The sequence below is a fragment of the Thermobaculum terrenum ATCC BAA-798 genome (assembly GCF_000025005.1).
GTDB lineage: Bacteria > Chloroflexota > Chloroflexia > Thermobaculales > Thermobaculaceae > Thermobaculum > Thermobaculum terrenum.
This window is the reverse complement of the sequence record NC_013525.1, coordinates 855,570-881,520: the sequence shown is the minus strand read 5'-3', so window position 1 is coordinate 881,520 and position 25,951 is coordinate 855,570. Positions and strand designations below refer to the sequence as shown.

At 46.4% G+C, this 25,951-nt stretch carries 27 protein-coding genes; 11 read left to right on the top strand and 16 right to left on the bottom strand.

Annotation, left to right across the window (positions count from 1 at the left end; all coding sequences use genetic code 11):
- Positions 1-290: 290 nt before the first annotated feature.
- Positions 291-668: a dihydroneopterin aldolase gene (gene folB / locus TTER_RS04155; protein ID WP_012874778.1), complete on the bottom strand. Its 378-nt coding sequence runs from the start codon at positions 666-668 to the stop codon at positions 291-293.
- Between the two features lie 125 nt (positions 669-793).
- Between folB and TTER_RS04150 the strand changes: the two genes are divergently transcribed.
- The 3 genes from TTER_RS04150 to menC are packed head-to-tail and all read left to right on the top strand — an operon-like array spanning position 794 to position 3,200.
- The gene (locus TTER_RS04150) at positions 794-1,270 is read left to right on the top strand and encodes a hypothetical protein (RefSeq protein WP_012874777.1); all 477 of its coding nucleotides are present in this window, start codon (positions 794-796) and stop codon (positions 1,268-1,270) included.
- Positions 1,271-1,298: 28 nt separating this feature from the next.
- Positions 1,299-2,075 (top strand): hypothetical protein, encoded by a 777-nt coding sequence (locus tag TTER_RS04145; protein ID WP_012874776.1) that lies wholly within the window; start codon positions 1,299-1,301, stop codon positions 2,073-2,075.
- 6 nt (positions 2,076-2,081) lie between these two features.
- A complete protein-coding gene (gene menC, locus TTER_RS04140) occupies positions 2,082-3,200 on the top strand; it encodes an o-succinylbenzoate synthase (RefSeq protein WP_012874775.1) in 1,119 nt (372 codons plus the stop codon).
- Here menC and scpB read toward each other — a convergent pair.
- The 6 genes from scpB to TTER_RS04110 form a co-directional block, all read right to left on the bottom strand.
- Positions 3,175-3,756 carry an SMC-Scp complex subunit ScpB gene (scpB, locus tag TTER_RS04135; protein WP_012874774.1) on the bottom strand — a complete coding sequence of 194 codons (582 nt, stop codon included), beginning with the start codon at positions 3,754-3,756 and terminating at the stop codon, positions 3,175-3,177. The genes menC and scpB overlap by 26 nt on opposite strands.
- Entirely contained in the window at positions 3,749-4,471 is a 723-nt protein-coding gene (locus TTER_RS14615; protein ID WP_012874773.1) for a segregation and condensation protein A, read from the bottom strand. Before TTER_RS14615 ends, scpB begins: the two co-directional genes overlap by 8 nt.
- Positions 4,471-4,845, bottom strand: a complete 375-nt coding sequence (locus TTER_RS16345) for an HD domain-containing protein (protein WP_420894133.1) — start codon at positions 4,843-4,845, stop codon at positions 4,471-4,473. Before TTER_RS16345 ends, TTER_RS14615 begins: the two co-directional genes overlap by 1 nt.
- 125 nt (positions 4,846-4,970) lie before the next feature.
- Positions 4,971-5,612, bottom strand: coding sequence for a site-2 protease family protein (locus TTER_RS04120; RefSeq protein WP_012874771.1), 642 nt, complete (start codon positions 5,610-5,612; stop codon positions 4,971-4,973).
- A 48-nt stretch (positions 5,613-5,660) separates the two neighbouring features.
- A complete protein-coding gene (locus TTER_RS04115) occupies positions 5,661-6,749 on the bottom strand; it encodes an ABC transporter ATP-binding protein (RefSeq protein ID WP_012874770.1) in 1,089 nt (362 codons plus the stop codon).
- 1 nt (position 6,750) lies between these two features.
- Positions 6,751-7,731, bottom strand: coding sequence for an ABC transporter ATP-binding protein (locus tag TTER_RS04110; protein WP_012874769.1), 981 nt, complete (start codon positions 7,729-7,731; stop codon positions 6,751-6,753).
- A gap of 261 nt (positions 7,732-7,992) precedes the next feature.
- Here TTER_RS04110 and TTER_RS04105 point away from each other — a divergent pair, with 261 nt between their 5' ends.
- Positions 7,993-8,589 carry a 2'-5' RNA ligase family protein gene (locus tag TTER_RS04105; protein ID WP_012874768.1) on the top strand — a complete coding sequence of 199 codons (597 nt, stop codon included), beginning with the start codon at positions 7,993-7,995 and terminating at the stop codon, positions 8,587-8,589.
- 4 nt (positions 8,590-8,593) lie between these two features.
- On the opposite strand, the gene TTER_RS04100 is transcribed toward TTER_RS04105, so the two are convergent.
- The 4 genes from TTER_RS04100 to selA form a co-directional block, all read right to left on the bottom strand.
- Complete coding sequence (locus TTER_RS04100; RefSeq protein WP_012874767.1) at positions 8,594-9,514, bottom strand: DNA glycosylase; 921 nt, start codon at positions 9,512-9,514, stop codon at positions 8,594-8,596.
- 198 nt (positions 9,515-9,712) lie between these two features.
- A complete protein-coding gene (locus TTER_RS04095; protein ID WP_012874766.1) occupies positions 9,713-10,957 on the bottom strand; it encodes a Gfo/Idh/MocA family protein in 1,245 nt (414 codons plus the stop codon).
- Between the two features lie 18 nt (positions 10,958-10,975).
- On the bottom strand, positions 10,976-11,938 hold the full coding sequence (locus tag TTER_RS04090; RefSeq protein ID WP_012874765.1) for an LLM class flavin-dependent oxidoreductase: 963 nt from the start codon (positions 11,936-11,938) through the stop codon (positions 10,976-10,978).
- Positions 11,939-11,963: 25 nt separating this feature from the next.
- Positions 11,964-13,370: an L-seryl-tRNA(Sec) selenium transferase gene (gene selA / locus TTER_RS04085; protein ID WP_012874764.1), complete on the bottom strand. Its 1,407-nt coding sequence runs from the start codon at positions 13,368-13,370 to the stop codon at positions 11,964-11,966.
- Positions 13,371-13,665: 295 nt separating this feature from the next.
- Between selA and secA the strand changes: the two genes are divergently transcribed.
- Positions 13,666-16,365, top strand: a complete 2,700-nt coding sequence (gene secA, locus TTER_RS04080; RefSeq protein ID WP_012874763.1) for a preprotein translocase subunit SecA — start codon at positions 13,666-13,668, stop codon at positions 16,363-16,365.
- 36 nt (positions 16,366-16,401) lie between these two features.
- Here the strand turns inward: secA and TTER_RS04075 are convergent, their stop codons facing one another.
- The gene (locus tag TTER_RS04075; RefSeq protein WP_012874762.1) at positions 16,402-17,034 is read right to left on the bottom strand and encodes a hypothetical protein; all 633 of its coding nucleotides are present in this window, start codon (positions 17,032-17,034) and stop codon (positions 16,402-16,404) included.
- 16 nt (positions 17,035-17,050) lie between these two features.
- Positions 17,051-17,272, bottom strand: a complete 222-nt coding sequence (locus TTER_RS04070) for a hypothetical protein (RefSeq protein WP_148211882.1) — start codon at positions 17,270-17,272, stop codon at positions 17,051-17,053.
- Positions 17,273-17,400: 128 nt separating this feature from the next.
- Here TTER_RS04070 and TTER_RS04065 point away from each other — a divergent pair, with 128 nt between their 5' ends.
- From TTER_RS04065 to TTER_RS04055, 3 genes are read left to right on the top strand one after another with little or no spacing between them, the layout of a single operon-like run.
- Positions 17,401-18,126, top strand: a complete 726-nt coding sequence (locus TTER_RS04065) for a metallophosphoesterase family protein (protein ID WP_012874760.1) — start codon at positions 17,401-17,403, stop codon at positions 18,124-18,126.
- Between the two features lie 17 nt (positions 18,127-18,143).
- Positions 18,144-18,557: a potassium channel family protein gene (locus TTER_RS04060; RefSeq protein ID WP_012874759.1), complete on the top strand. Its 414-nt coding sequence runs from the start codon at positions 18,144-18,146 to the stop codon at positions 18,555-18,557.
- A 10-nt stretch (positions 18,558-18,567) separates the two neighbouring features.
- Positions 18,568-19,224 (top strand): potassium channel family protein, encoded by a 657-nt coding sequence (locus TTER_RS04055; RefSeq protein ID WP_012874758.1) that lies wholly within the window; start codon positions 18,568-18,570, stop codon positions 19,222-19,224.
- Positions 19,225-19,228: 4 nt separating this feature from the next.
- On the opposite strand, the gene TTER_RS04050 is transcribed toward TTER_RS04055, so the two are convergent.
- Together TTER_RS04050 and gatB are read right to left on the bottom strand one after the other, a co-directional pair.
- Positions 19,229-20,488 (bottom strand): Glu/Leu/Phe/Val family dehydrogenase, encoded by a 1,260-nt coding sequence (locus TTER_RS04050; RefSeq protein ID WP_012874757.1) that lies wholly within the window; start codon positions 20,486-20,488, stop codon positions 19,229-19,231.
- 108 nt (positions 20,489-20,596) lie between these two features.
- Positions 20,597-22,048: an Asp-tRNA(Asn)/Glu-tRNA(Gln) amidotransferase subunit GatB gene (gene gatB / locus TTER_RS04045; protein WP_012874756.1), complete on the bottom strand. Its 1,452-nt coding sequence runs from the start codon at positions 22,046-22,048 to the stop codon at positions 20,597-20,599.
- Positions 22,049-22,151: 103 nt separating this feature from the next.
- Between gatB and TTER_RS04040 the strand changes: the two genes are divergently transcribed.
- Both TTER_RS04040 and TTER_RS04035 read left to right on the top strand, forming a co-directional pair.
- Complete coding sequence (locus TTER_RS04040) at positions 22,152-22,892, top strand: SpoIIE family protein phosphatase (protein WP_012874755.1); 741 nt, start codon at positions 22,152-22,154, stop codon at positions 22,890-22,892.
- A 1-nt stretch (position 22,893) separates the two neighbouring features.
- A complete protein-coding gene (locus TTER_RS04035) occupies positions 22,894-23,388 on the top strand; it encodes a hypothetical protein (protein WP_012874754.1) in 495 nt (164 codons plus the stop codon).
- A 3-nt stretch (positions 23,389-23,391) separates the two neighbouring features.
- On the opposite strand, the gene recO is transcribed toward TTER_RS04035, so the two are convergent.
- The gene (recO, locus tag TTER_RS04030) at positions 23,392-24,156 is read right to left on the bottom strand and encodes a DNA repair protein RecO (protein WP_012874753.1); all 765 of its coding nucleotides are present in this window, start codon (positions 24,154-24,156) and stop codon (positions 23,392-23,394) included.
- Positions 24,157-24,188: 32 nt separating this feature from the next.
- Here recO and mutL point away from each other — a divergent pair, with 32 nt between their 5' ends.
- Positions 24,189-25,949: a DNA mismatch repair endonuclease MutL gene (gene mutL / locus TTER_RS04025; RefSeq protein WP_012874752.1), complete on the top strand. Its 1,761-nt coding sequence runs from the start codon at positions 24,189-24,191 to the stop codon at positions 25,947-25,949.
- Positions 25,950-25,951 lie beyond the last annotated feature (2 nt).

The following is a 25,951-nucleotide window of genomic DNA, read 5'->3' as shown; positions in this document are numbered from 1 at the left end:
AGGACAATCTTTACAATCTGTCCATATGTCTGCCTGGAGGCTCCATGCCTCAAAATCTGGAGTCAATATATCTATAACAGGCGTTGATGCTGTTGTTGGATTAGCGCTTGGCAATCGATTAGAAACTTGTGGCACTTTAGCGGGAGTCGAGGAGACGGCAGTAGATTGAGATGTTTGCCCACGACTACCTATTGAGCATCCTAGTATTGAGGAGCAAAGAGAACCTAAACCTGCAAGCGCAAACGTTTTTATAAAAAGACGCCTTGATGGCATTGGCATTCTCCTTGTGATCAGCTAGCGGGGGGCTTTTCCCTGTACACCTGGACTGCAACGAAATCAAAGTTAGCGCCATGTATAGGAGCCGCTGGCTTCTTGACTGTTACCCTCACCCACAAAACTTTATCTCTGCATAGCACAACCTCTGCTACCTTTTGAGCCAGCGTCTCGATCAGCTTGTAGCTATTACCCTGAACTACATCCCTTAAGTCCTTGTAGACTTCACTGTAGTTGACAGTTTGCGAAGGATCGTCCGTCCTAGCAGCAGGAGAGAGATCAAGCCCTATCTCCAGATCCAAAACGAAGATCTGTCCCAGCGTGCGTTCCTCCGGATGCACGCCATGGTAGCCATAGAAGCGTAGTCCTGAGAGTATGATCTTATCTTGTGACATGTGTCTGAGTGTAAATCAGTTGAGGTAATCAGATCAAGATTTAGTAAACAAGCTGAGTCAATAATATGTAACCTAACACCAACATCAGTATATTGGTGCTTACGGAAAGTAGTGGAGGCTATTACATGACGAAACCTAAAATAATGATAGCTAGTAGCACGGAACAGCTAGCGATCTCACTTTCCTTCAGGTTACATGCTAAGGATGTATCCTGTGACCTAGCTATGGATTCCTCGGAAGCGTCGGAGCTCCTTTCCAAGAACCAATATAGCGCAGTCATTATAGATGATGAAATTCTGGGGGGAAGCGCTGACGTATTCTCAACAGCCATGAAGCTACCAAGAGTCATAACAATAGTGCTCATGCCAGGCGAACCAATAGCTATTCGACAAGAGAACGGTATATCACGATTCTATACCTGTGGCAAACCACAGACAGAAACAGAGGTGGTAACTCTAGCAGAGGCGATCTATAAGTTCGTGCAGAGGTCGATGCTAAACAAGAGCAACATTCCATCGATATCACAAAGAATTAACAAATGGGCAGAATATCTGCGTAGATGGGAGAGGATATTTCTAGGCAAACCTCAGGGACTTGATTAGAGTTGATCTGATAATTAGGAGGCTTAAGGTGTCCAACTACATGAATAGCAAAAATGAGGACTTCTCCATGGCGAATAATACCTCAGCTGGCATTGAGGAAGAGTTTTCTCGATCAGTAAATTCCGTGAAGGTACATATCGAATCTCTCAAGAACGCAGCCCTAAGAGAGATCGAAGAGCTCAACAAAAGGCACGAGGCAGAAAAACAGGAACTAAGAGAAAGACTCCAACAACTCAGCTCCAAGAATGCACTACTAGAAGATAACTTGAGAAAGCTGAGAGAAAAGATAGGGTCTCTGCTTGAGGATTACAAAAAAGATCTTGAATCACAGGTTCAAGAAGCTTACGCTGCGCGTCGGCAACTCGACAGGGTACAGAACTTGATGAACACGCTAGAAGACATTTCAGTGGTAAGTGCAGGGGAACCTGGGCATGAACATGTTCTCAGGCTTAGCGCTGAGCCTGATATGGAGTCTCAAGAAGAAAGAGTCGCCAAGGTAACTATGAACTTGGGACAGGTGGCAGAGTCGACCAAAGAGCCACAAGACGAAGATGTGATGAAGATCAAGATCAACGGCATAAGCACTGTATCCGCAATGCTAAAGGCCAGGAAGGCAGTTGAAGATTTACCGGATATAATAGAGGTCCAGAACCGGCAAGTTGCTGGTGGAGTAGCTCACTTTACGGTACGTACTCCGGCATCGCCAGAAGATATAGTTTCGAAGCTGACTTCCAGCAGAAATGCACAACTCAGGTTAGTAGAGGTCAGAGGTAGGGAGATAGAACTTCAGAACGTCAGTAGCTAGCAGAGAGTGCCAGAGAAGATCAGAATCGACAGTGTAGAAATAAGATTAGTAAGGCTCCAGGTTAGAGGAAGCTTTCGGGCTAGTTATGGTCAACGTGCAACCAGCAACAGAATCCTGGTAATGGTACGTGCTGGAGACATAGAAGGCTGGGGAGAGTGTGTGGCCATGGAACATCCTTATTACTGGCCCGAGACTGTCAGCTCTGCCTGGTCAACGTTAGTCGATATACTTGCTCCTGACTGTATAGGAAAAGTCATTTCGGATCCCAAAGAAGAAATGCTTTTCCCAAGAGTAAGAGGCAACCAAATGGCAAAACATGCCCTAGAGTCGGCGATCTGGGATGCTTGGTGTAGAACTAACTCTACCCCTCTTTATAGCTACATTGGTGGAACTACCAGGGAAGTACGAGCAGGAATAAGCCTAGGCTTATATAAGACCGCTGGAGAGCTCTGTGATGAAATAAATAAGAGGCTACAGGAAGGATATAAGTGGTTCAAGATCAAGATAGAACCTGGAAAAGACTTAGACTATGTACGCAGAGTAAGAGATGAATTCCCTAGATTACCGCTCTCAGTAGATGCTAATGGTGCCTACACTAGAGATCAAATTGATACCCTAAAGCATTTGGAAGAATTCGGGCTAGAGATGATCGAACAACCCTTTGCCCCCACAGATCTTGTGAACCATAGAGAGCTAGCAGAATCTCTGGCAACTCCTGTCTGCTTGGACGAAAGCGTAGTTGACTTTGAGAGTGCAAGATCCTTGATAGAGCTCCACATCTGCGACGCAATTAACCTTAAGCCCGGCAGAGTAGGGGGACTAAGGGAGAGCCTTGAGATACACAGATTATGTTATTCTTTGGGTTTTCCGCTCTGGGTGGGGGGGATGTTTGAGACAAATATCGGTAGAGCTACTAGCTTGGCACTCTGTACATTACCTGGTATAACTCTACCTTCAGATATGTCAGCGAGTACCAACTACTTTGAAAGAGATGTAGCCTATCCTAACTTCGAAATTAGTGATACCGGTAAATTACTGCTTCCAGAGGGACCTGGTACAGGGGTAGAAATAGATAAAGACTACATTAAAGAGTCTACAATCAAAGTACAACGTCTTCCCGACTGACCAGCTTGTCGATAGAATGTCTTGCATCCTCTAGCTTGGGTAGCTGATCTAAGCTTTCCAATCCAAATAATTCAAGAAACATCTCTGTGGTGCCATACAAAATAGGTCTGCCTGGTGTTTCGGCCCGACCAACCTCCTCTATAAGCCCCCTAGTAAGCAAGCTGTTGATGACCCCAGAAGAGTCTACACCTCTAATAAGGTCTATTTGTCCCTTAGTGATAGGTTGTTTATAGGCAATAATTGCCAAAGCCTCCATTGCGGCAGAGCTAAGCTTAGGAGGCATGCCTAGACCAAGCAGACGTTGTATTACAGTAGAAGCTTCAGGAGCCGCAACCAGCCTCCACTCATACCCGTTGTTCTGTAGCCTTATCCCCCTATTACGCAGAACCTCCCTTAGAGAGAGAAGATGGGAGGTAACTTCGCTTTGTGATATATCTAGCACACTAGCGAGCTCGGAAACCGCAACAGGACGACCAGCAGCAAATAGCATTGCCTCAAGTAAGAGCTGAACATCATGCCCACAAGCACTTTCTTGCTGTTGGTTTACTCTATCCATCGGAGTTCTCGCCATTCCTGCTGATCTGGATAGTGCCAAAAGGTCTATCCTGAGACAATACAACAAGTCCTCTTCTTGCCGCATCAAGTATAGCCAAGAAGGCAACTACCACAAATTGCCTATCTCTTGGAACCGTAGCAACAACTTGGCTGAACGCTATAGTATGGTCTCTCTTTAAGAGCTGCTCGAGCTTAGAAAGGGCATCTCTCAGACGCCACCTGAATTTAGCAACGGTTGGCCCTGATATGGGGCGCGATGTGCTTCTTAGAACAAGCCTGTCAACAGCATGCAACAACAAGGAGGAGGATAGACGTTGCACTATAGGCGGCAAAGGCAGGTCTATTTTCGGGGGGACCATTTGCGGATAAGTTATTCTGCCAAAGCTACTTTCTAATGCTGAAGAGGCTCGTTTGATGCTCTGGTAGAGCGCTAGCTGGCTCACGAGATCTTCCTGCCCTTCTTCTTCTGCATCAGTTGGTATCTCGAGCAATGCACGACTTTTTATTAGCAACAATCTGGATGCTATAAGCAGGAACTTGGACATTTCCTCCGGCGCCACATCCAGATGTGATACCCTCTCAAGATAATCATCTGTAACCTGAGCTAGGGAGAGTTCAGTCACTGGCAAACGGTTTCGCTCAACAAGCTGTAGGAGCAGATCAAGTGGTCCGGAGAAAGTTACCAAATTTACATGGTAATCTATCTGCGACAGCATCAACGAGATGAGTCCACCTTATGTAGAAGGCTTATTGCCGTATCATGAGTTCGTGTGTGATGATTCCTAATAATATAAGCTACTTGTTGGTCTCCACCCGCACGTAAAATTTTATCAGCTCCTATCTCAGGGTGGTGAATGTAAAGATAAAACGACCAGAAAGGGTAATGCTCCCTCGCCAAGCACCTCAATAGACGAGGAGAAAATTTATCCAAAATAACAGCCAAGCATCTACCTAGCATGGACATACGATGCTTGCCATACACCTTACCTACATCGTGTAGCAATGCTGCCTGCAGAAGGTAGGGATCATTGGATGATCTTGCTATATCCTGCGCAACTCTATAGCTATGTACCTGTTCATAGCGAGGCATCTCAAGATATAGCTTATAAAGATTTGGTGGCAGTACTTCTGACACCCAATAGTAGTCTATATGCTTTGCGCCCGCTAACAGCGCTTGAATGAACTGCCTTACCCTGTACAACATCAGTGTAAGATCTAAGCCCTAAGTCCAACTAGCCAAGCAAACAGCTCAAACATAGGGATAACAGTATAGTCGAATATAAACCGCCCTCCCAAGAAGATCAGGAGCAATAGTAGTACTGGACCATACTGCCTCAAAGGCTCGAGTCGCTGTACCCAGAAGTCGCTAACTAGCCCCATGAGAACATTGAAGCCATCCAGCGGGGGCACTGGTAGCATGTTGAACGCTGCCAGTAAAACATTGAGATAGGCGAAAGTCCACAGGATCATAGGTAGCATGCTATCTCCAGGATGCGGCGTCCCCATAGCACGCCAGATGGCTACTGCCACCGCAGCCTGGACCAAATTGGAGAGTGGACCAGCGAAAGCTACCAACGCCATTCCCCTTCTGCCTCCCCTCAAGGCATAAGGGTTGACTGGAACCGGTCGGCCCCAGGCAAATCCAAAACCAAAAACGACTAGAAATATCAGCATTAGAAAGCCCAGAGGATCAAAGTGGGAGATAGGGTTAAGGGTAACTCTGCCATACCTGCGAGCAGTAGAGTCTCCCAGAGCGTCGGCAGTAATAGCGTGCGCGAATTCATGTATAGAGATCGCGACAACCATTATTGCCAGTCTTATAAGTAATATTCTGACATCACCTATCTCGAAAGGCATTTTTCGCCCTTATTACATAGATTTATAAGTATTGTACACGATAGGATTTTAGGAGCTAGATTGGGAGGTAACAGCATTGGGCTGTTTTTGTTGAGGCTCTTCCTTAAGTGGGTATAGCCAACAAGCTACAGAGTGTCCTCCACCTTGATCTGTAAGAGGTGGCTCTTTCTCACGACATATATCCATAACGAATGGACATCGCGTGTGGAATCTACATCCTGAGGGTGGATTGATAGGGCTTGGAACATCTCCTGTAAGAATTATGCGCTCTCTTTTCTTCTCGACTTTTGGATCTGGTATGGGCACTGCTGACAATAGCGCCTTGGTATAAGGATGGAGAGGATCTTTATAAAGGCTGTCTCTGTCCGCTATCTCAACGATTTTACCCAGATACATGACAGCAACTCTATCAGAGATATGGCGCACAACGCTCAGATCGTGAGCGATAAACAGATATGTCAACTTGAATTTATCTTGCAAGTCCTCCATGAGGTTCACAATCTGTGCCTGAATGGAGACATCCAGAGCGGATACTGGCTCATCCGCAACTATGAAACTAGGTCGAAGTGCAAGTGCCCTAGCAATACCTATCCTTTGGCGTTGACCACCAGAGAACTCATGAGGATAACGATTAGCGAAGTATGGATTGAGACCTACTAACTGCAGCAATTCTTGTACCTGCTCTCGCAGCTCCTTCTTATCTTTGACAATGCCGTGGACTAAGAGAGGTTCTCCAATGATATTTTCAACCGTCATTCTGGGATTAAGAGAGGCGTATGGGTCCTGGAATATAATCTGTAGGTGGCGCCGCATGCGCCGCATTTCCTCAGGGGGAAGCTTAGTAAGGTCCCTCCCTTCAAATATAACTTGGCCTGAAGTGGGCTTATAAAGTTGTAGTATAGCCCTGCCAGCCGTGCTCTTACCACAGCCAGACTCTCCAACCAGGCCTAATGTCTCACCTCGATAGATATCAAAGCTAATATTATCAACTGCCTGTACTGCTCCTACCTTTTTCTGGAACAGAACCCCTTTAGTGATAGGGAAATGCATTACAAGGTTTCTCACCTGCAGCAATACATCCTTGGATGCATTGCTGCCAGTAGACCCATTCGATTGATTTACCCTCTCATTCGCCATGCTATGCTCCTTCACGCTTTACATCAACCCAGCATAGGGTATAATGGTCGCTCCCAACCTCTCTATATGGAGGAAACTTCTGAGAACAGATATCTATTGCAAAGTCACATCTCGGCTGGAACGGACAGCCAGGTCCGAGATTGATCAAGTCAGGAGGAGTGCCTCTAATAGGATCAAGCCTGGTCTTACGTTCCTCATCGAGCCTTGGAATTGATCTTAGCAGTCCTAATGTATAAGGATTGCGGGGATTCTCAAAAAGATCATCGGTATAGGCGCTCTCATAGACGTGTCCAGCATACATCACGTTGACACGATCTGCCATGCCCGCAACAACACCCATCGCGTGGGTGATGATCATAACTGCCATTCCAAATTCTTGCTGTAGGTTCTTTATAAGCTCTAGTATCTGAGCCTGGATGGTAACATCCAAGGCAGTAGTAGGCTCGTCAGCTATAAGCAGCTTAGGATTACAGGCCAAGGCCATAGCAATCATAATTCTTTGGCGTTGGCCACCAGAGAATTGGTGCGGGTACTGACCAAGCCTTTCCTTGGGATTAGGAATGCCCACAAGCCTTAGGAGCTCTACAGCCCTCTCTCTGGCTTTGCCAGTGGGCATATTAAGGTGCTCTTCCAAAGTCTCGGTCAGCTGTTTGCCTATAGTAAGTACAGGGTTTAGAGACGTCATGGGATCTTGAAATATCATCCCTATCTCTTTCCCACGGATCCTTCGCAGTTCGCTTTCATCAAGCTTAGTGAGATCCCTGCCGTCAAAAATAACCTTGCCACTAACTATCTTTCCTGGCGGTTGCGGAATAAGACCCATAATCGTAAGCGCCATAACGCTTTTACCGCTACCGCTCTCACCTACTATCCCTAGAGTTTCACCCTCGTTGAGATACAGACTAACTCCGTCAACGGCTTTGACCACGCCATCAGGCGTATAAAAATATGTACGTAGATCCTCTACTTCTAGAAGGGGCATCAGTCCTCCATATTTCTGTAAAGATCAAGTCAATAACGCAAAAGTGTATATCACACTAAAGTCCATAAGTCAACTACAGATAATGCTTACTATTAGTAATTATGATTCATTGTACAACCTATAGCTCAACAATGCACAACACAAATATGAGGGACCACTCTATTTGTAGTCCTCATGGAATAACCCTCCGATAAAAGTTATGTTATATTATCAGGAATGAGTATACTTGAAGGCACTGTTGGAGACCTAAACGAGGAATATATGCTATCTGTTGAGGAGTATCGACAGGAAACACCTCAGTCACCACCATTGTATGGCGTTGTCCTTGGGCTTCCCGAGGAATTCGCAGAAGAGATAGCTGGTAGAAGACAGAGGTACTGTCCCAACGCTAACAAGGTGATATTTCCTCATATAACCCTGAGGGTGCCATTCACCTGTCAGGATGCCCGATCGCTAATTGAGCCCTTGGAACAGGTAGCACGTGAAAAGCTACCAGTTAAGGTGACCGCCAAAGGGCTTGGCACTTTCAAGGGAACTGGGAAGAACGTGCTATACGTCCATGTAGAGAGAACTCCAGAGTTACTTGAACTACACAAGGCTGTGGTAGAGGCACTTGATGGGGTAAACGAGGTTTTGCCATACGCTGCCGACCACCAGATGGACAATTGGGTACCACATATCACGATAGCTGAAGGGATGTCTGAAGAGCAACTTGAGTGCCTGATGAAGGAGTTTGAGGATTACGATCCGAATGAGCAGTGGGAGTCTAACGAGATATTACTTGTACGCTCACAGCAGGCAGAAGATGGTTCCATACTGTGGACCACAACACGTTCATTCAAGCATCTCGATGAATAGCTTCCTAGAGCGTAGAGTCATATCTATGCCTGTTTAGATGGGAAAAGAAAAGGTATTGCTGCACCCATCCAGCTCTGTCCCTGAAGAGCGATCTAAAGTGCTCAGCTATGGTTTCATATACCTTGGTAGTAAGTGACTTAGTCTTTATTTCCCTTAGGTAAAGCTCTAAAGCTATCTGCCAAACATGGGTATCAACTGGCACAGCCTCATCTTTTCGAAGAGCAAACAGAGCTACACAATCAGCTACCTTCCTACCGATGCCCCTAATTGTCATTAATTCTGCCCTTGCTTGAGGGTATGGCATATTAATAAGAGACTGGGGCCAATCCGTAGGCTTGGATCTCAGGTCCTGCATAGCTCTCACCAGGTTATTAGCTCTGAACCCAAGGCCACATCTTTTATCGAGCACTGGAGCTATTTCCTCCACTAGGGCCTCAGGCTTGGGAAGGGTGTAATAATCGATGCCATCTATAGTTGCTATATGTTGACCATAAAGAGTGCTCATACAACTAATAGCTCTCGTTATTCTAGGAATAGAGTTAGCCGTCGTGCACAAGAAGCAAGTAATGGTTTCCAATGGGTCTTGTGACAGGACACGTAGCCCTCTCCATCTGCTGAAGGAGTAAGCTACGAACTGGTCGAAGCCTTCATAGTCTCGATACAGGGCAGCCAAGTCGAAATCTAACCTGAGATAGCTTTCCCAGAAATCGCTCCATGGGAGTTTAGGATACGCTGCCCAGGTAACAGTAGAACCATCCATACGGATTCGCAGAACGGAATCCCTAACTATACCTATCCACCAACCATTAGGGTCTTCCTTCCATCTGAATGCTTGACCAGATAGAAAGCACCACCTAAGATTGAGTAACTCAGGCTCGAATTCGAAACTGCTATGCGGTATATCCTTCCAACTCAGAGTAGTCACTAAAACACCTCTAGCAATTGGGATTCAGTCCAGAAACAGCAGAAATTCTATATAATTTTTCCCTTATCCCCTTTATAGAAAGAATAAAGGAATATACGAAATAGATAATAATGAGCTGGGATACCCTGTTGTCAGTATCCCAGCTCAGTCCATTTCCATTCAGGCTCAAGATTAGAATATCCAGGCTTACAGATAACTTTAGCCTACTCTGGCTACGCTGGGAACGAAATTCTCCAAACGCGCATCCGGAAATTCCACCGTGCTCTTAGTCTCAGCGGACAAGTAAAGACCCATAAGCATCTCCAGCACAGCTACACCATCCTCAAAAGTTTCCAGGGGTCTTATGCCTCGCCTGAAAGATTCAACCATATGTCGATCTTCCAATGTATAACCGTAGACCGCAGCCTCGTCTTCTACTACTGGCATGAGCCCTTGTTCAGCATTCTGTTTCTCTACCAGATCTTCCCCAGACTCGCCTCGTACCTCCCTGGACAGGAACACTTTCAAGGAGGTGTTCAAGCTGTTTATCTCCATCGAGTACTCTGGGCCTAGCAATTCCAAAGTTAGCCGCAAACCTGGACCGACGTAAGCCCAGGACGTAGTGGCCTCAACTATAAGGTCATTACCAGACTCATCTTGAAAGTGTAATATACCCCTAGCAAAGTCCTCAGCCGGCCTTTTTGAATAGTCGACCTCCGGGCCCATGTTCTGTATAAGCTTCTGAATGTATTCTGGGCGAGTCCACTTCAGATTGGCTACCGTACCAGTCGCGCTCATCAATTTGAGAGAATTACGAGGTTTTCCAGGTTCTGTTAGCAAGAACCTAGCAACCTCAACACTATGACACATCATATCCAGCAGCACTCCTCCCCCCTGAAGATCAGGTCTCCAGAACCAAGGCATATGTGGACCACTATGCTCTTCCGCGGCTCTTGCCAGATAAGGTCTACCAGTGTTAGGAACTGCCCGCCGCCAAATAATGTCCCTTCCTCGCTGTACCGGAGTGGAGAAGAGCTGATTTTCTAGGTAACCATGGTTTAGGTTTGCATCTTGAACCATGGCCAACATCTCTCTGCCCTCTGCCAGCGTACGGGCAAGAGGCTTTTCGCAGGCCACTCCCATCAGGGAGGCTTTACCATCTTTCACCAATCTGTGGATCGTCCTCATATGATCCAGTCGGGCGAAGTTGGGAGAAAGCAGCCATATAGCATCTATCTCATCGGACTGCACCATAGACTCTAAAGACTCGTACGCTTTGCATGGACCTAGACCTTTCTGATTAGCTAGCTGCGCATAATCCTCCCTGTGAGCAGGATTCGGGCTATAGACGCCGGCGATGCGTACATTGCGCACGAACTCGAACGCATTAAGATGAAACCTAGCAACAAATCCGCTACCCACAACTCCAACGCGAAGGCAATCAGTGAGTACATTATCCTGCATAGCTTCTCCTCCAGTTTATTATTTAGTAGCCATTTGGTGGGCTACATCAGCTAATGCTTCGAGTCTCTCAAGATCATCCCAAGCTATCCAACGAAGCACTAGCTCCTGCACACCAGCATCCCGATAGAGTTGCATCTGGTCAATCACCATGTCTGGCGTTCCCCAGATAGCGTTGCGATTACCAAGATATTCAGCGATCTCTGAGAGGTTGTTGGTGTTTACTCTATAATAGTTAGCCGCCTCACGCAACACTTCGTCTAAATGTCCATTCCCCTGGGCAAGGAACACCGAGGTAAATAATGACCTATGTACCTCATCAGGATCACGTCCAGCACTAATACACAACTCATTGAGATAAGCAGAGAGATCACGAAATTGCTCAGGAGATACCCTCAGCGAGTTCCATATGTCGGCATACTTCGCAACCAGGGGAAGCACCCTTCTTCGACCTGATCCACCTACTAGAAGCTTCGGTCTACCTCCCTTATAGCCCCTAGGTAGTAATAGAGCACCGTCGAGGTGGTAGTACTGGCCAGTGTAGCTAACTTTATAATTGGGATTGTCAAGCAGCAATCGCACTACCTGCAATGATTCTTCCAGTCGGTCCATGCGCTGCTTGACAGTACCTAGTTCATAACCAAACATTGCATGTTCTCGTTCCTGCCAACCCGAGCCAAGACCTAATACAAATCTACCTTGGCTCAAATCATGTAAAGCGAGAGCTTGACGTGCCAACATCACAGGATCTCTAAAGGAAACAGGAGCTACCATCGGTCCCAATATAGAACTGGATGTGTGGAGCGATGCCCATGTAATAGAAGTGATCATTTCAAGAGAATCCCTGTCAGGAGGAGCCGTATCCACGTAGTGGTCAGATCTATATAGACCATAAAAACCCAAAGAGTCTATTGCAGGTACAAGCTTTTTCCAGTAGTGCCAGTTTAAGCCTTGCTGGCCTTCTATCAATAAAGATATCTTCACTATCTCCCTCTCCAGACGAGCTTACCTAATCCCGAAGCAACAGGCTTCTTCTTACAGCCTGTACCAGGAGTGGTCCTTCTTCAGGCATTACTGTACGAGCATCAAGCCAGATTTTATCATCTTCAACGACACCGACTACAGCCGGGTCACCAGTTCTCAGTTTATAAGCAAGTTCGTCTGCTGAAAGGTTCCATCTGGATGGATCTATAACTAGAGCCACGCTTGCTATCGGAATCTCTGGGATGGAACCTCCACCTACCTTTGATACAGACTCCTTTACCTCAAAGCCATCCCCGCAATCTAAGAGGCTACTCTTCCAGGATTGCACAGTAGAGTAAAGATCAACCTGTTTTCGACCTAGCATCCACAGTACAGGGACAGCTTGCTGCTCTTCTCCCCGGAGGTAGTGCATCAAAGTAGCGTGCATGGCAGCAAGAGTCACTTTATCACATCGCAAAGCCCTGAAAAGAGGATGACTACGGATCCTGGCCACATACTCCCCTCTCCCCACAATCATGCCAGCCTGTGGACCTCCTAAGAGTTTATCCCCACTGAAAAGGGTCAGGGCTACTCCGGCAGAAACACTCTCTTGGACCATAGGTTCGTGTTCCAGCCCAAACATTGAGCTATCGACTAAAGCCCCACTACCGAGATCATGTATCACTGGTAGGTTGTACAATCTACCTATCTCCACAATTTCAGATAAAGAGGGATCATGCACAAATCCAATCAATCTAAAGTTACTCCGGTGCACTACCAGGAGAGCAGCGGTGGACTCTGATATAGCATTCTGATAATCCGAAGCATAAGTTCTATTAGTAGTTCCAACCTCCTTGAGAAAAGCACCACTTTGAGCCATCACATCAGGAATTCTAAAGCGCCCTCCTATCTCCACAGATTGACTTCGGGAAACTATAACCTCTCTGCCAGCAGCTAGAGCAGAAAGAGTGAGGAACAGTGCTCCTGCGTTGTTATTAACTATTGTGGCGGCCTCTGCTCCAGTCAGCCTTACTAGCAGGTCTGCAACGTGTTTATCCCTGTGCCCACGTTCGCCACTTTCTATATCCATCTCAAGATCGCAATAGCCTGCAGCATTCACCATAGCTTCTACCGCAGCCTTAGATAAAGGGGCACGTCCGAGATTGGTGTGTAATAATACACCAGTGGCATTTATTACCTTTACGGGCCAAGACCTGGTCCAGATATCAATAAATTGCTTAGCCCTTTCTACCAACCTGAGGAATGAGATCTCACCTTCTGAATTTGATGAAGCTTCTGGTGCATGGAGGCGTTTGAGTATTTGATTTCTCATCTCTTGGATACTCGATCTTGCAGCTTCCACCAATAGTGGTCTAGGAAGCTGCAAGGGCTCCAAATGCTTCACAAGTTCTTCGACTGAAGGGAGATCTTTTGGTTCTCTAATCTCTTCCACCTTATTTACTCCACTGCAGCAAAGTAACTAATAACTTCTTCAAGGTAACCAACCATGCACCCAACTAAAAGCCAATAGTATCTGAGTATATATTTTCCCCAATGATATTCTTATCAACCACAATTACTTATCTTGGAATCTAGTGAGCATCATAACTGTTTCCTAGTATAGAGAACCTAGGTTGAATACAAAGCGTCTAAATAAAGTGGTATGCTACGACTTGATTGTAGCCTAGTAGTCATAAGTGGTAGACTGTTTAGGAATATTAGTTACAACACTTGCAAAGAGGTAGAAATTGCTGGGGTTACTAAGCAAGCTTACTGGCTCCTCTGCTGAGAGAGCTGCAAAGAGATTCAGACCAATTGTAGAAAAGATAAACAGCCTAGAGCCACAAGTACAGCAACTATCTCAGGATGAGATGGTTGCTAAAACCCTCGAGTTCAAAGAAAGAATAGCTCGAGGGGAATCCATGGATACCATCCTGCCTGAAGCCTTTGCCTTGGTTAGGGAGGCAACTCGCAGAACTTTGGGGGTAAGGCATTTTGATGTCCAGTTAATGGGTGGTATCGTACTTCATCAAGGCAATGTAGCCGAGATGAAGACCGGAGAGGGTAAGACCTTCGTTGCCCCCCTTGCCGCTTATCTCAATGCACTTGAAGGCCGCGGGGTGCACGTAGTAACAGTCAACGACTACCTTGCTCGCAGAGATGCTCAGTGGATGGGCAAGGTGTATCACTACTTGGGGCTAACTGTAGGTTGCTTACAACATGAGGCTGCCTACGTCTTTGACCCCGATTACTCTGGCGATCTAGAGATGCTTCGGCCTGTACCCCGGAGAGAAGCCTACGAAGCCGATGTCACATATGGAACGAATAACGAATTTGGTTTCGATTATCTTCGAGACAACATGGTGCTGGATCTCTCCCAAAAAGTACAGAGAGAGCTTAACTATGCAATAGTGGATGAGGTGGACAGCATCCTGATCGACGAAGCTAGAACACCTCTAATAATTAGCGGCCAGGCGGAGCAGAATACAGAGGTCTACTATAGATTTGCTCGTATAGCCAACCAGCTTCAGGAAGGAAGGGACTATACTGTCGATCTCAAACACCGCACTGTAACCCTTACAGATGAGGGTATCGCAAGAGTCGAGCGCATACTCAACATTCCTGAAGATGAATCCCTGTATGATCCAAGATACTTTGAGGCAACCCACTATCTCGATAATGCATTGAAAGCTAAGGCGCTCTACCTTAGAGAGAGAGACTACACCGTCATCGATGGCCAGGTAATCATAGTAGACGAATTCACTGGCCGCCTTATGTACGGTCGTCGTTATTCCGAAGGACTCCATCAGGCAATAGAAGCCAAAGAGGGACTCAGAGTAGAGAGGGAGAGTCAAACTCTCGCAACCATCACAATCCAGAACTACTTCCGTATGTACAAGAAGCTTGCCGGCATGACAGGTACCGCGGCTACTGAGGCCGAGGAGTTCGGCAAGATATACAACATGGAAGTAGTACAGATCCCTACCAATAAACCCATGATAAGGGTTGACCATCCGGACAGGATCTATAAGACAGAAAGGGCTAAGTTTGAAGCCGTAGTCAAAGAAATAAAGGAGTTGTACTCTATAGGTCGTCCCGTCCTAGTCGGTACAACCTCTATCGAGAAAAGCGAGTATCTAAGTCAGCTGCTCAAGCGTGAGGGCATTCCTCATCAGGTATTAAATGCTAAGTATCACGAGAAAGAAGCAGCCATAGTAGCTCAAGCTGGCCGACCAGGCGCAGTTACTATCGCTACTAATATGGCTGGTAGAGGTACAGATATTATACTAGGTGGCACACTCGACCTATACCTTAAGGAGGTGCTTGCCAAGCACGGGCTTGATCCTAATACCAAAGAGGATATACCTGAAGAGATTATGAATGAGGCTCGTACACTTTGGCAGCAGGCTCATGATGAGGTTGTTGCCAAGGGTGGCCTTCATATAATTGGTACAGAAAGGCATGAAGCTCGCAGAATAGATAATCAGCTTAGAGGGCGATCTGGGCGTCAGGGAGATCCTGGAAGTTCACGCTTCTATGTCTCCCTGGAAGATGAGATAATGAGGCGCTTCGGACTCAACCGAGTGGCAGGGATCATGGATCGCCTTGGCGTGGACGAAAGCATGCCGATAGAGAACAGCCTAGTTACCAAGCAGATCGAGGCTGCTCAAGCCAAGGCCGAAGGCTATAACTTCGACATACGTAAACATGTCGTCCAGTATGACGACGTCATGAATAAGCAGCGCGAAACCGTCTACTCCATGCGCGATAGGATACTGGCAGGTGATAACACCAGAGAACGCGTCATGGAGATAATCCATAACGAGATCAAGCGCTTGGTAGAGGACTATACCTCCGATCAGGAACCCGATGAATGGAACTTACAAGGACTGCTTAGGGCAGTTGCTTCCATATTCCCGTTGCCAGAAGATGTAGTCCCAGAATCCATCCAGGGACTTACTCCACAGCAGATTGAGGACTTCCTGTACGAACTAGCTGATGAAGCTTATCATAAACGAGAGCAAGAAGTAGGAGAGGACAACATGCGATTCCTAGAGCGCATGGTCCTCTTGAGAGCTATAGATATGATCTGGGTTGACTACCTTACCAGCATGGAGGAGCTACGCCAGGGGATCGGGCTTAGAGCATTCGGACAGAGAGACCCTCTCGTTGAGTACAAGACCGAAGCCTATAGTTTGTTCCAGAACTTCATACAGACGGTTGAACATGAAGTCGCCAACTCAATATACAAGGTGAACATCGTTCAGAAGCCTCAACCCGTCGTACGCTCCATGAGTACCAATCGCGAAGAGGATGCAGAGCCCGTAATGAGAAGGAGTAAGTCCAAGAAGGTAGGCAGAAATGACCCTTGCCCCTGCGGTAGCGGCAAAAAGTACAAGAAGTGCCATGGGGCTCCTACCGCCAAGGCAGCGGCAAGGGCTCAATGAAGGGCAACGTAAATAGTTAACGACAAGAGGAAGGGGCTAGAGAACCCTTAGTATTCGATTGTAGAGCTCCTTCCTCTTTTCTTTATCTGGGACAAATATCATCAGCAGTAACCAGGCAGCGACCGTAAGCCAGAATATAAGCCTTATTGAATCTTTAGTGAAGCTCTTTGTGCTTTCTACAGCACGCGCAGCTCCATATTTGGCTTGTGATGTATAAGGTTTCACTCTGGAAGCAATCTCTTCTGCAATCTCCTCAGTGGATTGGGCGCTTTCTGAGGCTTTCTGCTTGATGGAAGCCGTTACCGCGGGAATATTCTTCTCAACACCTTTCTTTACAGAGGGTATGATCTCTTCAGATGCAGTTTGAGCAAGAGCAGCGCCTTTCTGAAGCGATGTTCTCCCAGTGGTTCTTAGAGCTTCAGCAACTTGTTCCGCTCTTTGTGTCAGGGCTGGCAGTGTTTCACGGTTAAATCTATCTGCAGATTCCTTAGCACTTTCAGAGAGCTCTAGAGCATAACGCCTAATTTCTTCCCTTAGTTTTGCCAGACTTTCCGGGCTCATTGCAGACGCAATCTCATCTGGGAGGTCTATCGCAACTGTACGAGTGGAGACCTTAGGTCTCCGTATTGTTATCTCTTTATTTCTGCTGGTATTCCTTCTGAAAATCATCTTCTACTCCTTCGCTCTACTTTTTGAGAGCATTCATGATATGTTCGAGCAGCCTAGCCCTTCCATCTTCAGGAATACTAGATATCAGATTCTCAGCAAATTCTCTCAGTATAGCCTCCCGCTCTTGAGGTGTAGTGTTTGCTAGTACTTGTTCTTGTACACTCTGTATTAGCCTACGTCTTTGTTCTTCATCCATCCCCTTTAGGAAGTTACCAATCATACTATCTATAAAGCTCACTTTCTTACCCTCTTTGTAATAGAATTTATGATTGTGAGTAGCAATGTTCTTGCCATTCAATTTGCAAACACTTACTCTCTTATATATACTGCCCAGAACCACGTATTTACTACAGGAGCCCTAAAGTATTGAGGTTTGGAATCATATCAGATATACATGCTAACCTAGTAGCACTGCAAGCAGTGCTTGAGGATATGGGAGATGTCGACCAGTACTGGTGTTTGGGAGACGTTGTTGGCTATGGGCCCCAACCTAATGAATGCATAGACTTACTAAGAGAACTGGATCACGTGGTAGTAATGGGTAACCATGATGCGGCTGCGGCTGGCGTGATCTCTATGCGAGAATTCAATAGCGATGCTCGACGCTCTATACAATGGACAATACGGCAGCTCAGAGACGACAATATGAAATACCTTAAAGAGATGCCAGAACATCTAGAACACGAGCACGTCTACTTGGTACATGGATCTCCATCCGACCCTATTTGGGAGTACATACTAACTCCAGAACAGGCACAAGAAGCATTTAACTTCACGAAACAGCAGATCATTTTTGTTGGACATAGCCACATCCAAATGGTTTTTGCTCACAGGAAGGAAGGAGAGCCAATAGCAGGTAGACCTGAAGACGACTACGCTCTCAGGATAGGTAGCAACCGCATGCTCATAAATCCAGGGAGTGTTGGACAACCTCGAGATGGTGATCCAAGGGCAGCCTACGCTATCCTGGATGTGGACCGAGAGCTTATAGAGTTTCATCGTGTGCAATATGACATAGAAAAGACCCAACAGATGATGAGAGCTATAGGATCAAGCGAGTGGCTTATCCAAAGGCTTAGTTACGGTCGTTAGGAGGAACTTTCTATAAGATGAAGGTAATAATAGTAGGTTGCGGAAGAGTCGGTAGTACCCTGGCTAGAAAGCTAGATGAGGAAGGTCACGAAGTCACCGTCATAGACCTCAATGAGAGCCAGTTCTCAAGGTTAGGAGAGAACTTTACTGGTAAAACAATTAAGGGTACAGGCATAGATGAAGACGTTCTCAGGAGCGCTGGTATAGAAGAGGCAGATGCATTCGTCGCAGCTACGAACGGGGACAATAGGAACATAATGGCATCTCAGATCGCTAAGGAAATATTTAGGGTGCCTCATGTTATAACCAGGATCTACGATCCTATCAGGGCAGATATGTACAGAGAGCTAGGGATAGATACGATACCATCAACCACAATTATCGTGGGTATTATTCATGATCGCATAATTAAGGAGAACCAAGCTTCATAGGGGGTAGGACATGTACATTATAGTAGTCGGAGGTGGTAAGGTTGGCTACTACCTTACCAAGACACTAGTCAACGAAGGCTACGAAGTGCTCTTGATAGAGAAGAATCCTTCCAAAGTTGCCACTTTTACCGAGCGATTCGGGGCAGTTGTCCTGCAGGGAGACGGGGCAGAGGCAGAGACACTCAGGAGAGCAGGAGCTGCAAGAGCTGATGTGGTAATCGCCGCTACCGGCGAAGATGAGGACAACTTAGTGATCTGCCAAGTAGCTAAGAAGAAGTTCGGAGCAAAGCACACCATAGCGCGCGTCAACAACCCAAAGAATGAAGAGATATTCAAGAGGCTTGGTATCGACACAACTATATCTGTTACTAACATCATCCTGAGTTACATAGAGCAAAACCTGCCTGATAGAGAGATAGCTCACCTGTTGACCCTGAGACATGCTGAGCTAGCCATTATAGAAGCAAAGGTTTCTCCCAGAAGCCCCTACATCAACAAACCTCTAAGAGAAGTGGAGCTGCCCCCAGATGTCGCTCTAAGTGCGGTGATTAGGAATGGAGAGCTTATAATTCCAACGCCTGACACGCAGCTTGCACCAGGCGATGATGTGATAGCCCTGGCACGCAGAGAAAGCGAAGATGAGCTGAGGGCAGCTCTAAGCCAATAAGTTATTAGGGATATATACCTCTAAGTTTAGTGGCCTTGGCAACACGATCTACGGCAATCATATAGGCTGCTGTTCGCATGGAAGTCTTCTGGTTATTGGAAAGCTGATAAACCTCAGAGAAGCTCGAAGTCAGTATAGCTTTGAGTCTCTGGTTGATCTCACGCTCCGACCAGAAGAATGCCTGCTTATCCTGGACCCATTCAAAGTAGCTCACAGTGACCCCTCCTGCATTAGCGAGGATATCGGGGATCACTAGCACACCTTTATCAAACAGAATTTCATCAGCATCGGGAGTTGTTGGACCGTTAGCAGCCTCTACGATAACCCTGGCTCTTATCTGGTCAGCATTGCGCTCGGTGATCTGGTTCTCCAGAGCAGCCGGAATGAGCACATCACATGGCAAAGTCAACAACTCATCGTTGGTTATAGTCTCCGCATCTCTAAATCCAACTACTGAGCCTGTGACCATCTTATGCTCAAGCACCTCATTTGGGTTTAGACCAGACGGGTTATATATACCCCCTCTAGAGTCGCTTACAGCAACTACACGAGCACCATGATTATGGAGTATACTTGAGGCCACAGATCCAGCATTACCAAACCCCTGGACCGCTACCTTGGCTTTAGATAGATCCATGTGCAACTCCTTAGCTGCAGCCTCAAGGACGTACACCACACCTCTACCGGTAGCCTCTGACCTTCCCTCTGATCCACCTATATTGACCGGCTTCCCTGTAACCACACTTGGGATACTGTAGCCGTGATGCATGCTGTAAGTATCCATGATCCAGGCCATAGTTTGGGAGTTAGTATTCACATCAGGAGCCGGTATATCGCTGTCTGGACCTATAAGTATACTTATCTCTGTAGTAAAACGTCTTGTTAGTCCTTCCAACTCCTTCTGAGACATTTGTTTTGGATCGCAGATCACACCCCCCTTTGCCCCACCGTATGGCAACCGCACCACTGCACATTTCCAAGTCATCCACATGGCCAAAGCCCTGACTTCGTCGAGGGTTACGTCAGGGTGATAACGTATACCACCCTTCGCGGGCCCTCTTGCTACATTATGATGCACCCTATAACCTGTAAATACCTTTACCTCACCATTGTCCATCTTTACTGGGAAATGAACGGTGAGCTCCCTCTTGGTTGATCTCAGGACTCTTCTAAGGTCCTCTTCTAGTCCCAACTTGTCGGCTGCTATATCAAACTGCCGACAAGCGATCTCATAAGGATTAGGCTTCTCGAGTTCTGTAATCATGCACACTCTCCCTTTACCCAAAAATAATCCCCGGCTAGCACACTATAGCGTTGCATTCTATATGCCAGCCGGGGGAATGTTACCACTTAAATCTAATAGAGAAAATACCTAAGCCGATCGCTGTGCAAGCTCCTTAGTTAGAACCTCCCTGACAACATCGGGACTAGCTCTACCTTTCGTCTCTTTCATGACTTGCCCGAGCAGGAACCCTATGGCCTGCTTCTTCCCCTTGAGATAGTCTGCAACAGCTTGAGGATTGTTATCAATAACTTTAATCACAATCGAGGTTATCTGATCGCTGTCCGCTATCACTGACAGTCCCCGCTCTTCCACTATTGCTTGCGGAGACTTCCCACTAGCATGCACTTCTTCTAGTATGGATCTAGCAGTAGTGGTATTTATTTTGCCTTCTTGTAGAAGAACAAGAAGCTCAGCCAGGTAATCTGGAGTAACATTCGTTTCGGTTATATCCTTGCCATCCTTTTGCAATATCCCAAACAAAGTATTTACTATCCAATTGGCTACACCCTTGGCGCCAACCGATGAAGGCACTTTCTCCACAACTGCCTCGAAGTAGTTGGCTACTTCCTTAGAAGATGTAAGAACCCTAGCATCAGATTCTGCTATCTCATATTGACTTACAAATCTGCGCCTACGCTCGTCAGGAAGCTCAGGCATAAGTTCCCTGGTACGAGATATTCTCTCCTTGGAGATCGTTAGGGGAGGTAGATCAGGTTCTGGGAAGTATCTATAATCATGTTCCATCTCTTTAGTGCGTTGAGGTAGCGTTACTCCTTCCGCTTCATCCCATCCTCTAGTTTCCCTCTCAACAACACCGCCTTTAGATACAACTTCTATCTGCCTGCTTATCTCATAATCTAAGGCTCTCTCAACAGCCCTAAAGCTGTTCATGTTCTTGATCTCTACTTTGGGCCCAAGATAGGTCTCACCTTTCGGTCTGACAGAGACGTTGGCATCTACCCTGAGCGCTCCTTCTTCCATGTTGCCCGAGTTAGCATCGATATAGCGCAGGATTTGTCGTAGTTTAGATACAAACTCTCTAGCCTCCGTACCTGATCGGAGATCAGGCTTGGTAACTATCTCTAGGAGAGGTACTCCAGCCCTGTTTAAATCGACTAAGGTGTAAACTTCACCCTCAGGTGAACGTCTATGGAGAAGCCTACCTGTATCCTCCTCCATGTGAACTCTGATAATTCCAACCCTCTTGCCAGACTCCAGCTCTACGTAGCCATCAGTCGCCAAGGGTAGATTGTACTGGCTTATTTGGTATCCCTTAGGAAGGTCGGGATATGGATAATGCTTTCTGTCAAATCTGCTGATAGGAGCTATATTACAGTTAAGAGCCAAACCCACCCTTAGGGCAAGCTCAACTGCAGCCTCGTTAATTACTGGGAGCACACCTGGAAAACCTGCGCATACTGGACATATATGGCTGTTCGGAGCTGCCCCAGAATAGTCAGCTAGATCGCGACAAAACATCTTAGTCTTGGTCAATAGTTGAGCGTGCACTTCAAGCCCTATTACGGCCTCATACTCCATATGTGAAACCTCAACCTCCAATTCAAGCCTAGAAAGCTAACATTGTCTTTTACTTTATAAAACCCGATACTATGTTAGCACCCATTTAGTAGGAGTGTTCAATTTGTGGCAGCTGGATGTAGCAATAAGCAAACTCAACAGATATGCATCGCGCGATAGTGGCGATACTGTCGAGGTGGTGGAACGACCGTCTGGAGGACTCAGCATAGTTATAGCCGATGCCCAGGGTTCTGGATACGCTGCTAAGACCTTAAGCAATCTGGTTACATCTAAGGCTGTGGGCTTACTGAAGGAAGGGGTTCGAGATACAGCGGTGCACGAAGCTCTGCACGACCATCTTTACCATTATAGAGGTGGGCGAGTAAGTTGTGCGCTCATAACGATATCTGCAGACACCAAAGATAAAGTGTGCAGGATCACAACTAATTCCAGCGTGCCTGTCTACCTGGTAGAGAGCAATGGTAACCCAATCATTAAGGAGCTCTCTGGGTCCTCAAATTCTCTTGGGATCTATCCAGAAACACGCCCTTGCTACCTAACAATACCACTTCGCCCCGAGATTATGATCATAGCAATGACAGACGGGATTCTAAATGCTGGACGTAGAGCTAGTAGAAACCTGGATCTCCAGGAGCTTATATCCTGCTGCCTATCGGTCGGCAAAACACCTGCTGATCTGGCAGACTGCATACTGACTAAAGCAGTGGAGTTAGATAGTGGTCGTCCATCAGATGATATGTCTATAGCTATACTTTCTGTATCTAAGAGAGAAAAAGATGAAGAAAGGCGTACTATGTCCATAGTTATGCCTATCAGAGAGGATATGCTAGCCTCGGAGGGATAGCATGATGGGAGCCCGCAAGGATATAGTCATAGTAGGGGTATGTGCTTCAGGCAAGACTACGTTGGCCAAGAACCTTAGCAAGTTTGGTATCAAAGCCAGGGTGGTGGCTCAAGAGCACTCGTGCATCCCAGATCTGTTTCTAAACAAAGGACTACCTATCGTGATATATTTACATGCCACATATGAGGCCGTAAGAAGAAGGGGACATGCCTTGATGAGCTCCTATAACTACGCAGCCCAGTTGCAGAGGTTAGATAAAGCCCGCAAGTCAGCCGATATTACAGTGGATACAACGAATCTCAGTCCCGAGGAGGTTTTAATGACTGTGCTTAGCAAGCTTCAAGAGGATAAACAGGATCAAGCAGTCCCAGATGAGATAGGCAGCGATATCCAGTCCTCTGAGCGCAGAGAAGATATAGCTATTCCTGATGAGCTTGGAGAAGAACAAAAACCTAGCAAGATTTATGAGGGACTACCTATTCCTGAAGAACTTTAGTAGCTAGATTTCATCAGTTCCATAAAATGTTCTAAGCATAGCTATAGATCTAATATCACTTTCCAAGATATGGGCATAAATTCTTCTTATTATCGCTTCAACATCCAGCCTTAGATCTTGAGGTATACGCACTTTCTCGAACACTTCATATGAAGGGAGAGAGGCTAGCCTCAGAGCCTTGATAACGTTTGGGCTAACTACAACAGCAGTCGGGTCCCCTTTGCTACATTCACGGCAAACCATCCCACCTGCTGACAGACTGAAATAAACCGACTCAGGGGCAACATCTTGCCCACAACGACTGCATACCTTCAGCTCTGGTTGGTATCCAGCTAGTATCAACAACCTTACTTGAAAATAGGTGACTGGCTTCCAAGGATCGTTTGTGTTGTTTAGCCTCTCGAGTGTATCAACGGCAAGGGCCCATATTTCTCGGTTAGGCTCCCCTTCGGCAATCATGCGATCCAGGAGCTCGGCCACTATTAGTCCAAAAGGTATGACTCTGGAATCTGACCTGACATTAGCGAAAGACTTGATCGTTTGTGCTTGCGTTACTGTATCTATATTACGTCCAGAGGCCACTACAAGCTGAGTCAGAGTTAAGGGTTCCAGATGTCCTGCGAGCTTACTCGTCGGTTTCTTAGTACCCTTAGCTATAAGAGAGATCTTACCAAAATCGGGAGTAAAGGCTATTAGTTGCCTGCCAGTCTCCCCAAAGTCAAAGCGCCGAAGAACTATAGCTTGCGTTTTGTAAACTCTTTCCTGCATAAATGAATTATATCAAGCTCAGGTTGCTAAGAATGGTCCGCAACATAAAGCCTCTTGACCAGGAGACAATAAGGCAGCTAGCCGCAGGGGAAGTTGTAGAGCGCCCCGCATCTGTTGTCAAGGAGCTTATAGATAATTCTATAGATGCCTCAGCTACCAAGATTCAGATCTACGTAGAAAATGGAGGACTGGATCTAATAAGGGTAGTTGACAATGGCACTGGTATACCCAGGAAAGATCTCGAGTTATGTGTACAGAAGCACGCAACTAGCAAGATATCCTCACCAGAAGACTTGTACAAGATAAATACTCTAGGTTTCCGGGGAGAAGCACTATACGCCATAGCCTCCGTCAGTAGGCTACGGATACGCAGTAAACACGGGGATTCTCCTGGGGCAGAGCTTGAATGTCTCTCTCCCGGAAATACAAGAATCAGAACGGTAGGAATGCCACAGGGTACTCAAGTTGAAGTCCGAAACCTCTTCTACAACGTTCCAGCAAGACTGAAATTCATTGGAGGACCTACATCGGAAGCATCCAGAATTACGTCCACAGTCAAGCAATACGCCCTAGGTCATCCCAATATAGCGTTTGAACTACAGATAGACGGCAAAAAACAACTTGAAACTTTTGGTAAAGGTAACATCCTAGATTGCATAGGATCAGTTTTTGGTCTGCAGATTAGAGACCATATGATTCCAGTAGCATATGAAGAAGACGAGATAGAGATCAAGGGCTATGTAAGTCTACCATCTATAAACCGTAGTAATAGATCAGATATACATGTGTTTGTCAATGGCCGTCCGGTTTCAGCTAAGCAGTTGATGTTTGCGATACAAGAAAGTTATTCATCTCTCCTTATGGTAGGAAGGTTTCCTATAGTAATAATCAACTTGCTAATTCCCCCTGAGTTTGTGGACGTCAACGTACACCCCACTAAGGCCGAAGTTAGGTTTGCGGACGATAGAAGAGTAGCGAGTGTAGTTGGAAGAACCATAAGGACCGCTCTCCAGGAAGCATTTTCTTCGCGAGATGCAGAACTCCCTCAAGATGATCAACCTCAAGGCAAGCTGAGGCCACTTGCATTTAGCTTCAACTCTGCCTCTATATCAGAGAAGCATGCCTGGCATGTAACTACATCTACCCAAACGCACCAACATATCGAATCAACTTCGACGGAAGCAACTAGCAGTTTAGAGGAAGAGAGAACACTGCCCAAGTTGCCGCCTCTACGCGTGCTTGGACAGATAGCTCTCACTTACATAATCGCGGAAGGGCCAAACGGCATGTACCTTATAGACCAGCATGCAGCTCACGAAAGGATACTTTTGGAGAGAATACAGAAGGAGCTTGAAACAGACAAAGTAGCCTCCCAGATGCTTCTTGATCCCCTCATAATTACGCTGGGAGATCATCAAGCAACGTTTATGAAGAACCTGGTCGACGAACTGAACAGATTAGGCTTTGAGGCCGAATCTTTTGGCGTCAAAGAGATAATCGTTAGATCTATCCCTGCAATACTTCCTAAGGAAGAGGTCATGGCTTTTATCGAAGACCTATGTCAAGATATCAACAACTTCTCCAACGTCGAGCTCAGGAGAAACGCTGTAGCAGTATCGCTAGCATGTAGAAGCGCTATAAAAGCGGGGCAACAGCTATCGATGCAGGAAATGCGATCTCTCATAGAACAGCTAGAGCAAACTAACTTTCCCACTGCATGTGCACACGGGAGGCCAACTATATTGGAACTTACGAAATCTCAACTTGAGAGAGAATTTGGCAGGAAAGGGTAGTT

What these genes read in the sequence shown, in the direction of transcription:
- TTER_RS04150 (WP_012874777.1), top strand. Translation starts at nt 794, where the DNA reads ATGACGAAACCTAAAATAATGATAGCTAGTAGCACGGAACAGCTAGCG.
- folB (WP_012874778.1), bottom strand. Translation starts at nt 668, where the DNA reads ATGTCACAAGATAAGATCATACTCTCAGGACTACGCTTCTATGGCTAC.
- TTER_RS04055 (WP_012874758.1), top strand. Translation starts at nt 18,568, where the DNA reads ATGTACATTATAGTAGTCGGAGGTGGTAAGGTTGGCTACTACCTTACC.
- TTER_RS04120 (WP_012874771.1), bottom strand. Translation starts at nt 5,612, where the DNA reads ATGCCTTTCGAGATAGGTGATGTCAGAATATTACTTATAAGACTGGCA.
- TTER_RS04035 (WP_012874754.1), top strand. Translation starts at nt 22,894, where the DNA reads ATGATGGGAGCCCGCAAGGATATAGTCATAGTAGGGGTATGTGCTTCA.
- TTER_RS04050 (WP_012874757.1), bottom strand. Translation starts at nt 20,488, where the DNA reads ATGATTACAGAACTCGAGAAGCCTAATCCTTATGAGATCGCTTGTCGG.
- TTER_RS04110 (WP_012874769.1), bottom strand. Translation starts at nt 7,731, where the DNA reads ATGCCCCTTCTAGAAGTAGAGGATCTACGTACATATTTTTATACGCCT.
- gatB (WP_012874756.1), bottom strand. Translation starts at nt 22,048, where the DNA reads ATGGAGTATGAGGCCGTAATAGGGCTTGAAGTGCACGCTCAACTATTG.
- TTER_RS04095 (WP_012874766.1), bottom strand. Translation starts at nt 10,957, where the DNA reads ATGCAGGATAATGTACTCACTGATTGCCTTCGCGTTGGAGTTGTGGGT.
- TTER_RS16345 (WP_420894133.1), bottom strand. Translation starts at nt 4,845, where the DNA reads ATGCCTCGCTATGAACAGGTACATAGCTATAGAGTTGCGCAGGATATA.
- scpB (WP_012874774.1), bottom strand. Translation starts at nt 3,756, where the DNA reads ATGGATAGAGTAAACCAACAGCAAGAAAGTGCTTGTGGGCATGATGTT.
- mutL (WP_012874752.1), top strand. Translation starts at nt 24,189, where the DNA reads ATGGTCCGCAACATAAAGCCTCTTGACCAGGAGACAATAAGGCAGCTA.
- TTER_RS04105 (WP_012874768.1), top strand. Translation starts at nt 7,993, where the DNA reads ATGCTATCTGTTGAGGAGTATCGACAGGAAACACCTCAGTCACCACCA.
- TTER_RS04075 (WP_012874762.1), bottom strand. Translation starts at nt 17,034, where the DNA reads ATGATTTTCAGAAGGAATACCAGCAGAAATAAAGAGATAACAATACGG.
- TTER_RS04060 (WP_012874759.1), top strand. Translation starts at nt 18,144, where the DNA reads ATGAAGGTAATAATAGTAGGTTGCGGAAGAGTCGGTAGTACCCTGGCT.
- TTER_RS04115 (WP_012874770.1), bottom strand. Translation starts at nt 6,749, where the DNA reads ATGGCGAATGAGAGGGTAAATCAATCGAATGGGTCTACTGGCAGCAAT.
- recO (WP_012874753.1), bottom strand. Translation starts at nt 24,156, where the DNA reads ATGCAGGAAAGAGTTTACAAAACGCAAGCTATAGTTCTTCGGCGCTTT.
- TTER_RS14615 (WP_012874773.1), bottom strand. Translation starts at nt 4,471, where the DNA reads ATGCTGTCGCAGATAGATTACCATGTAAATTTGGTAACTTTCTCCGGA.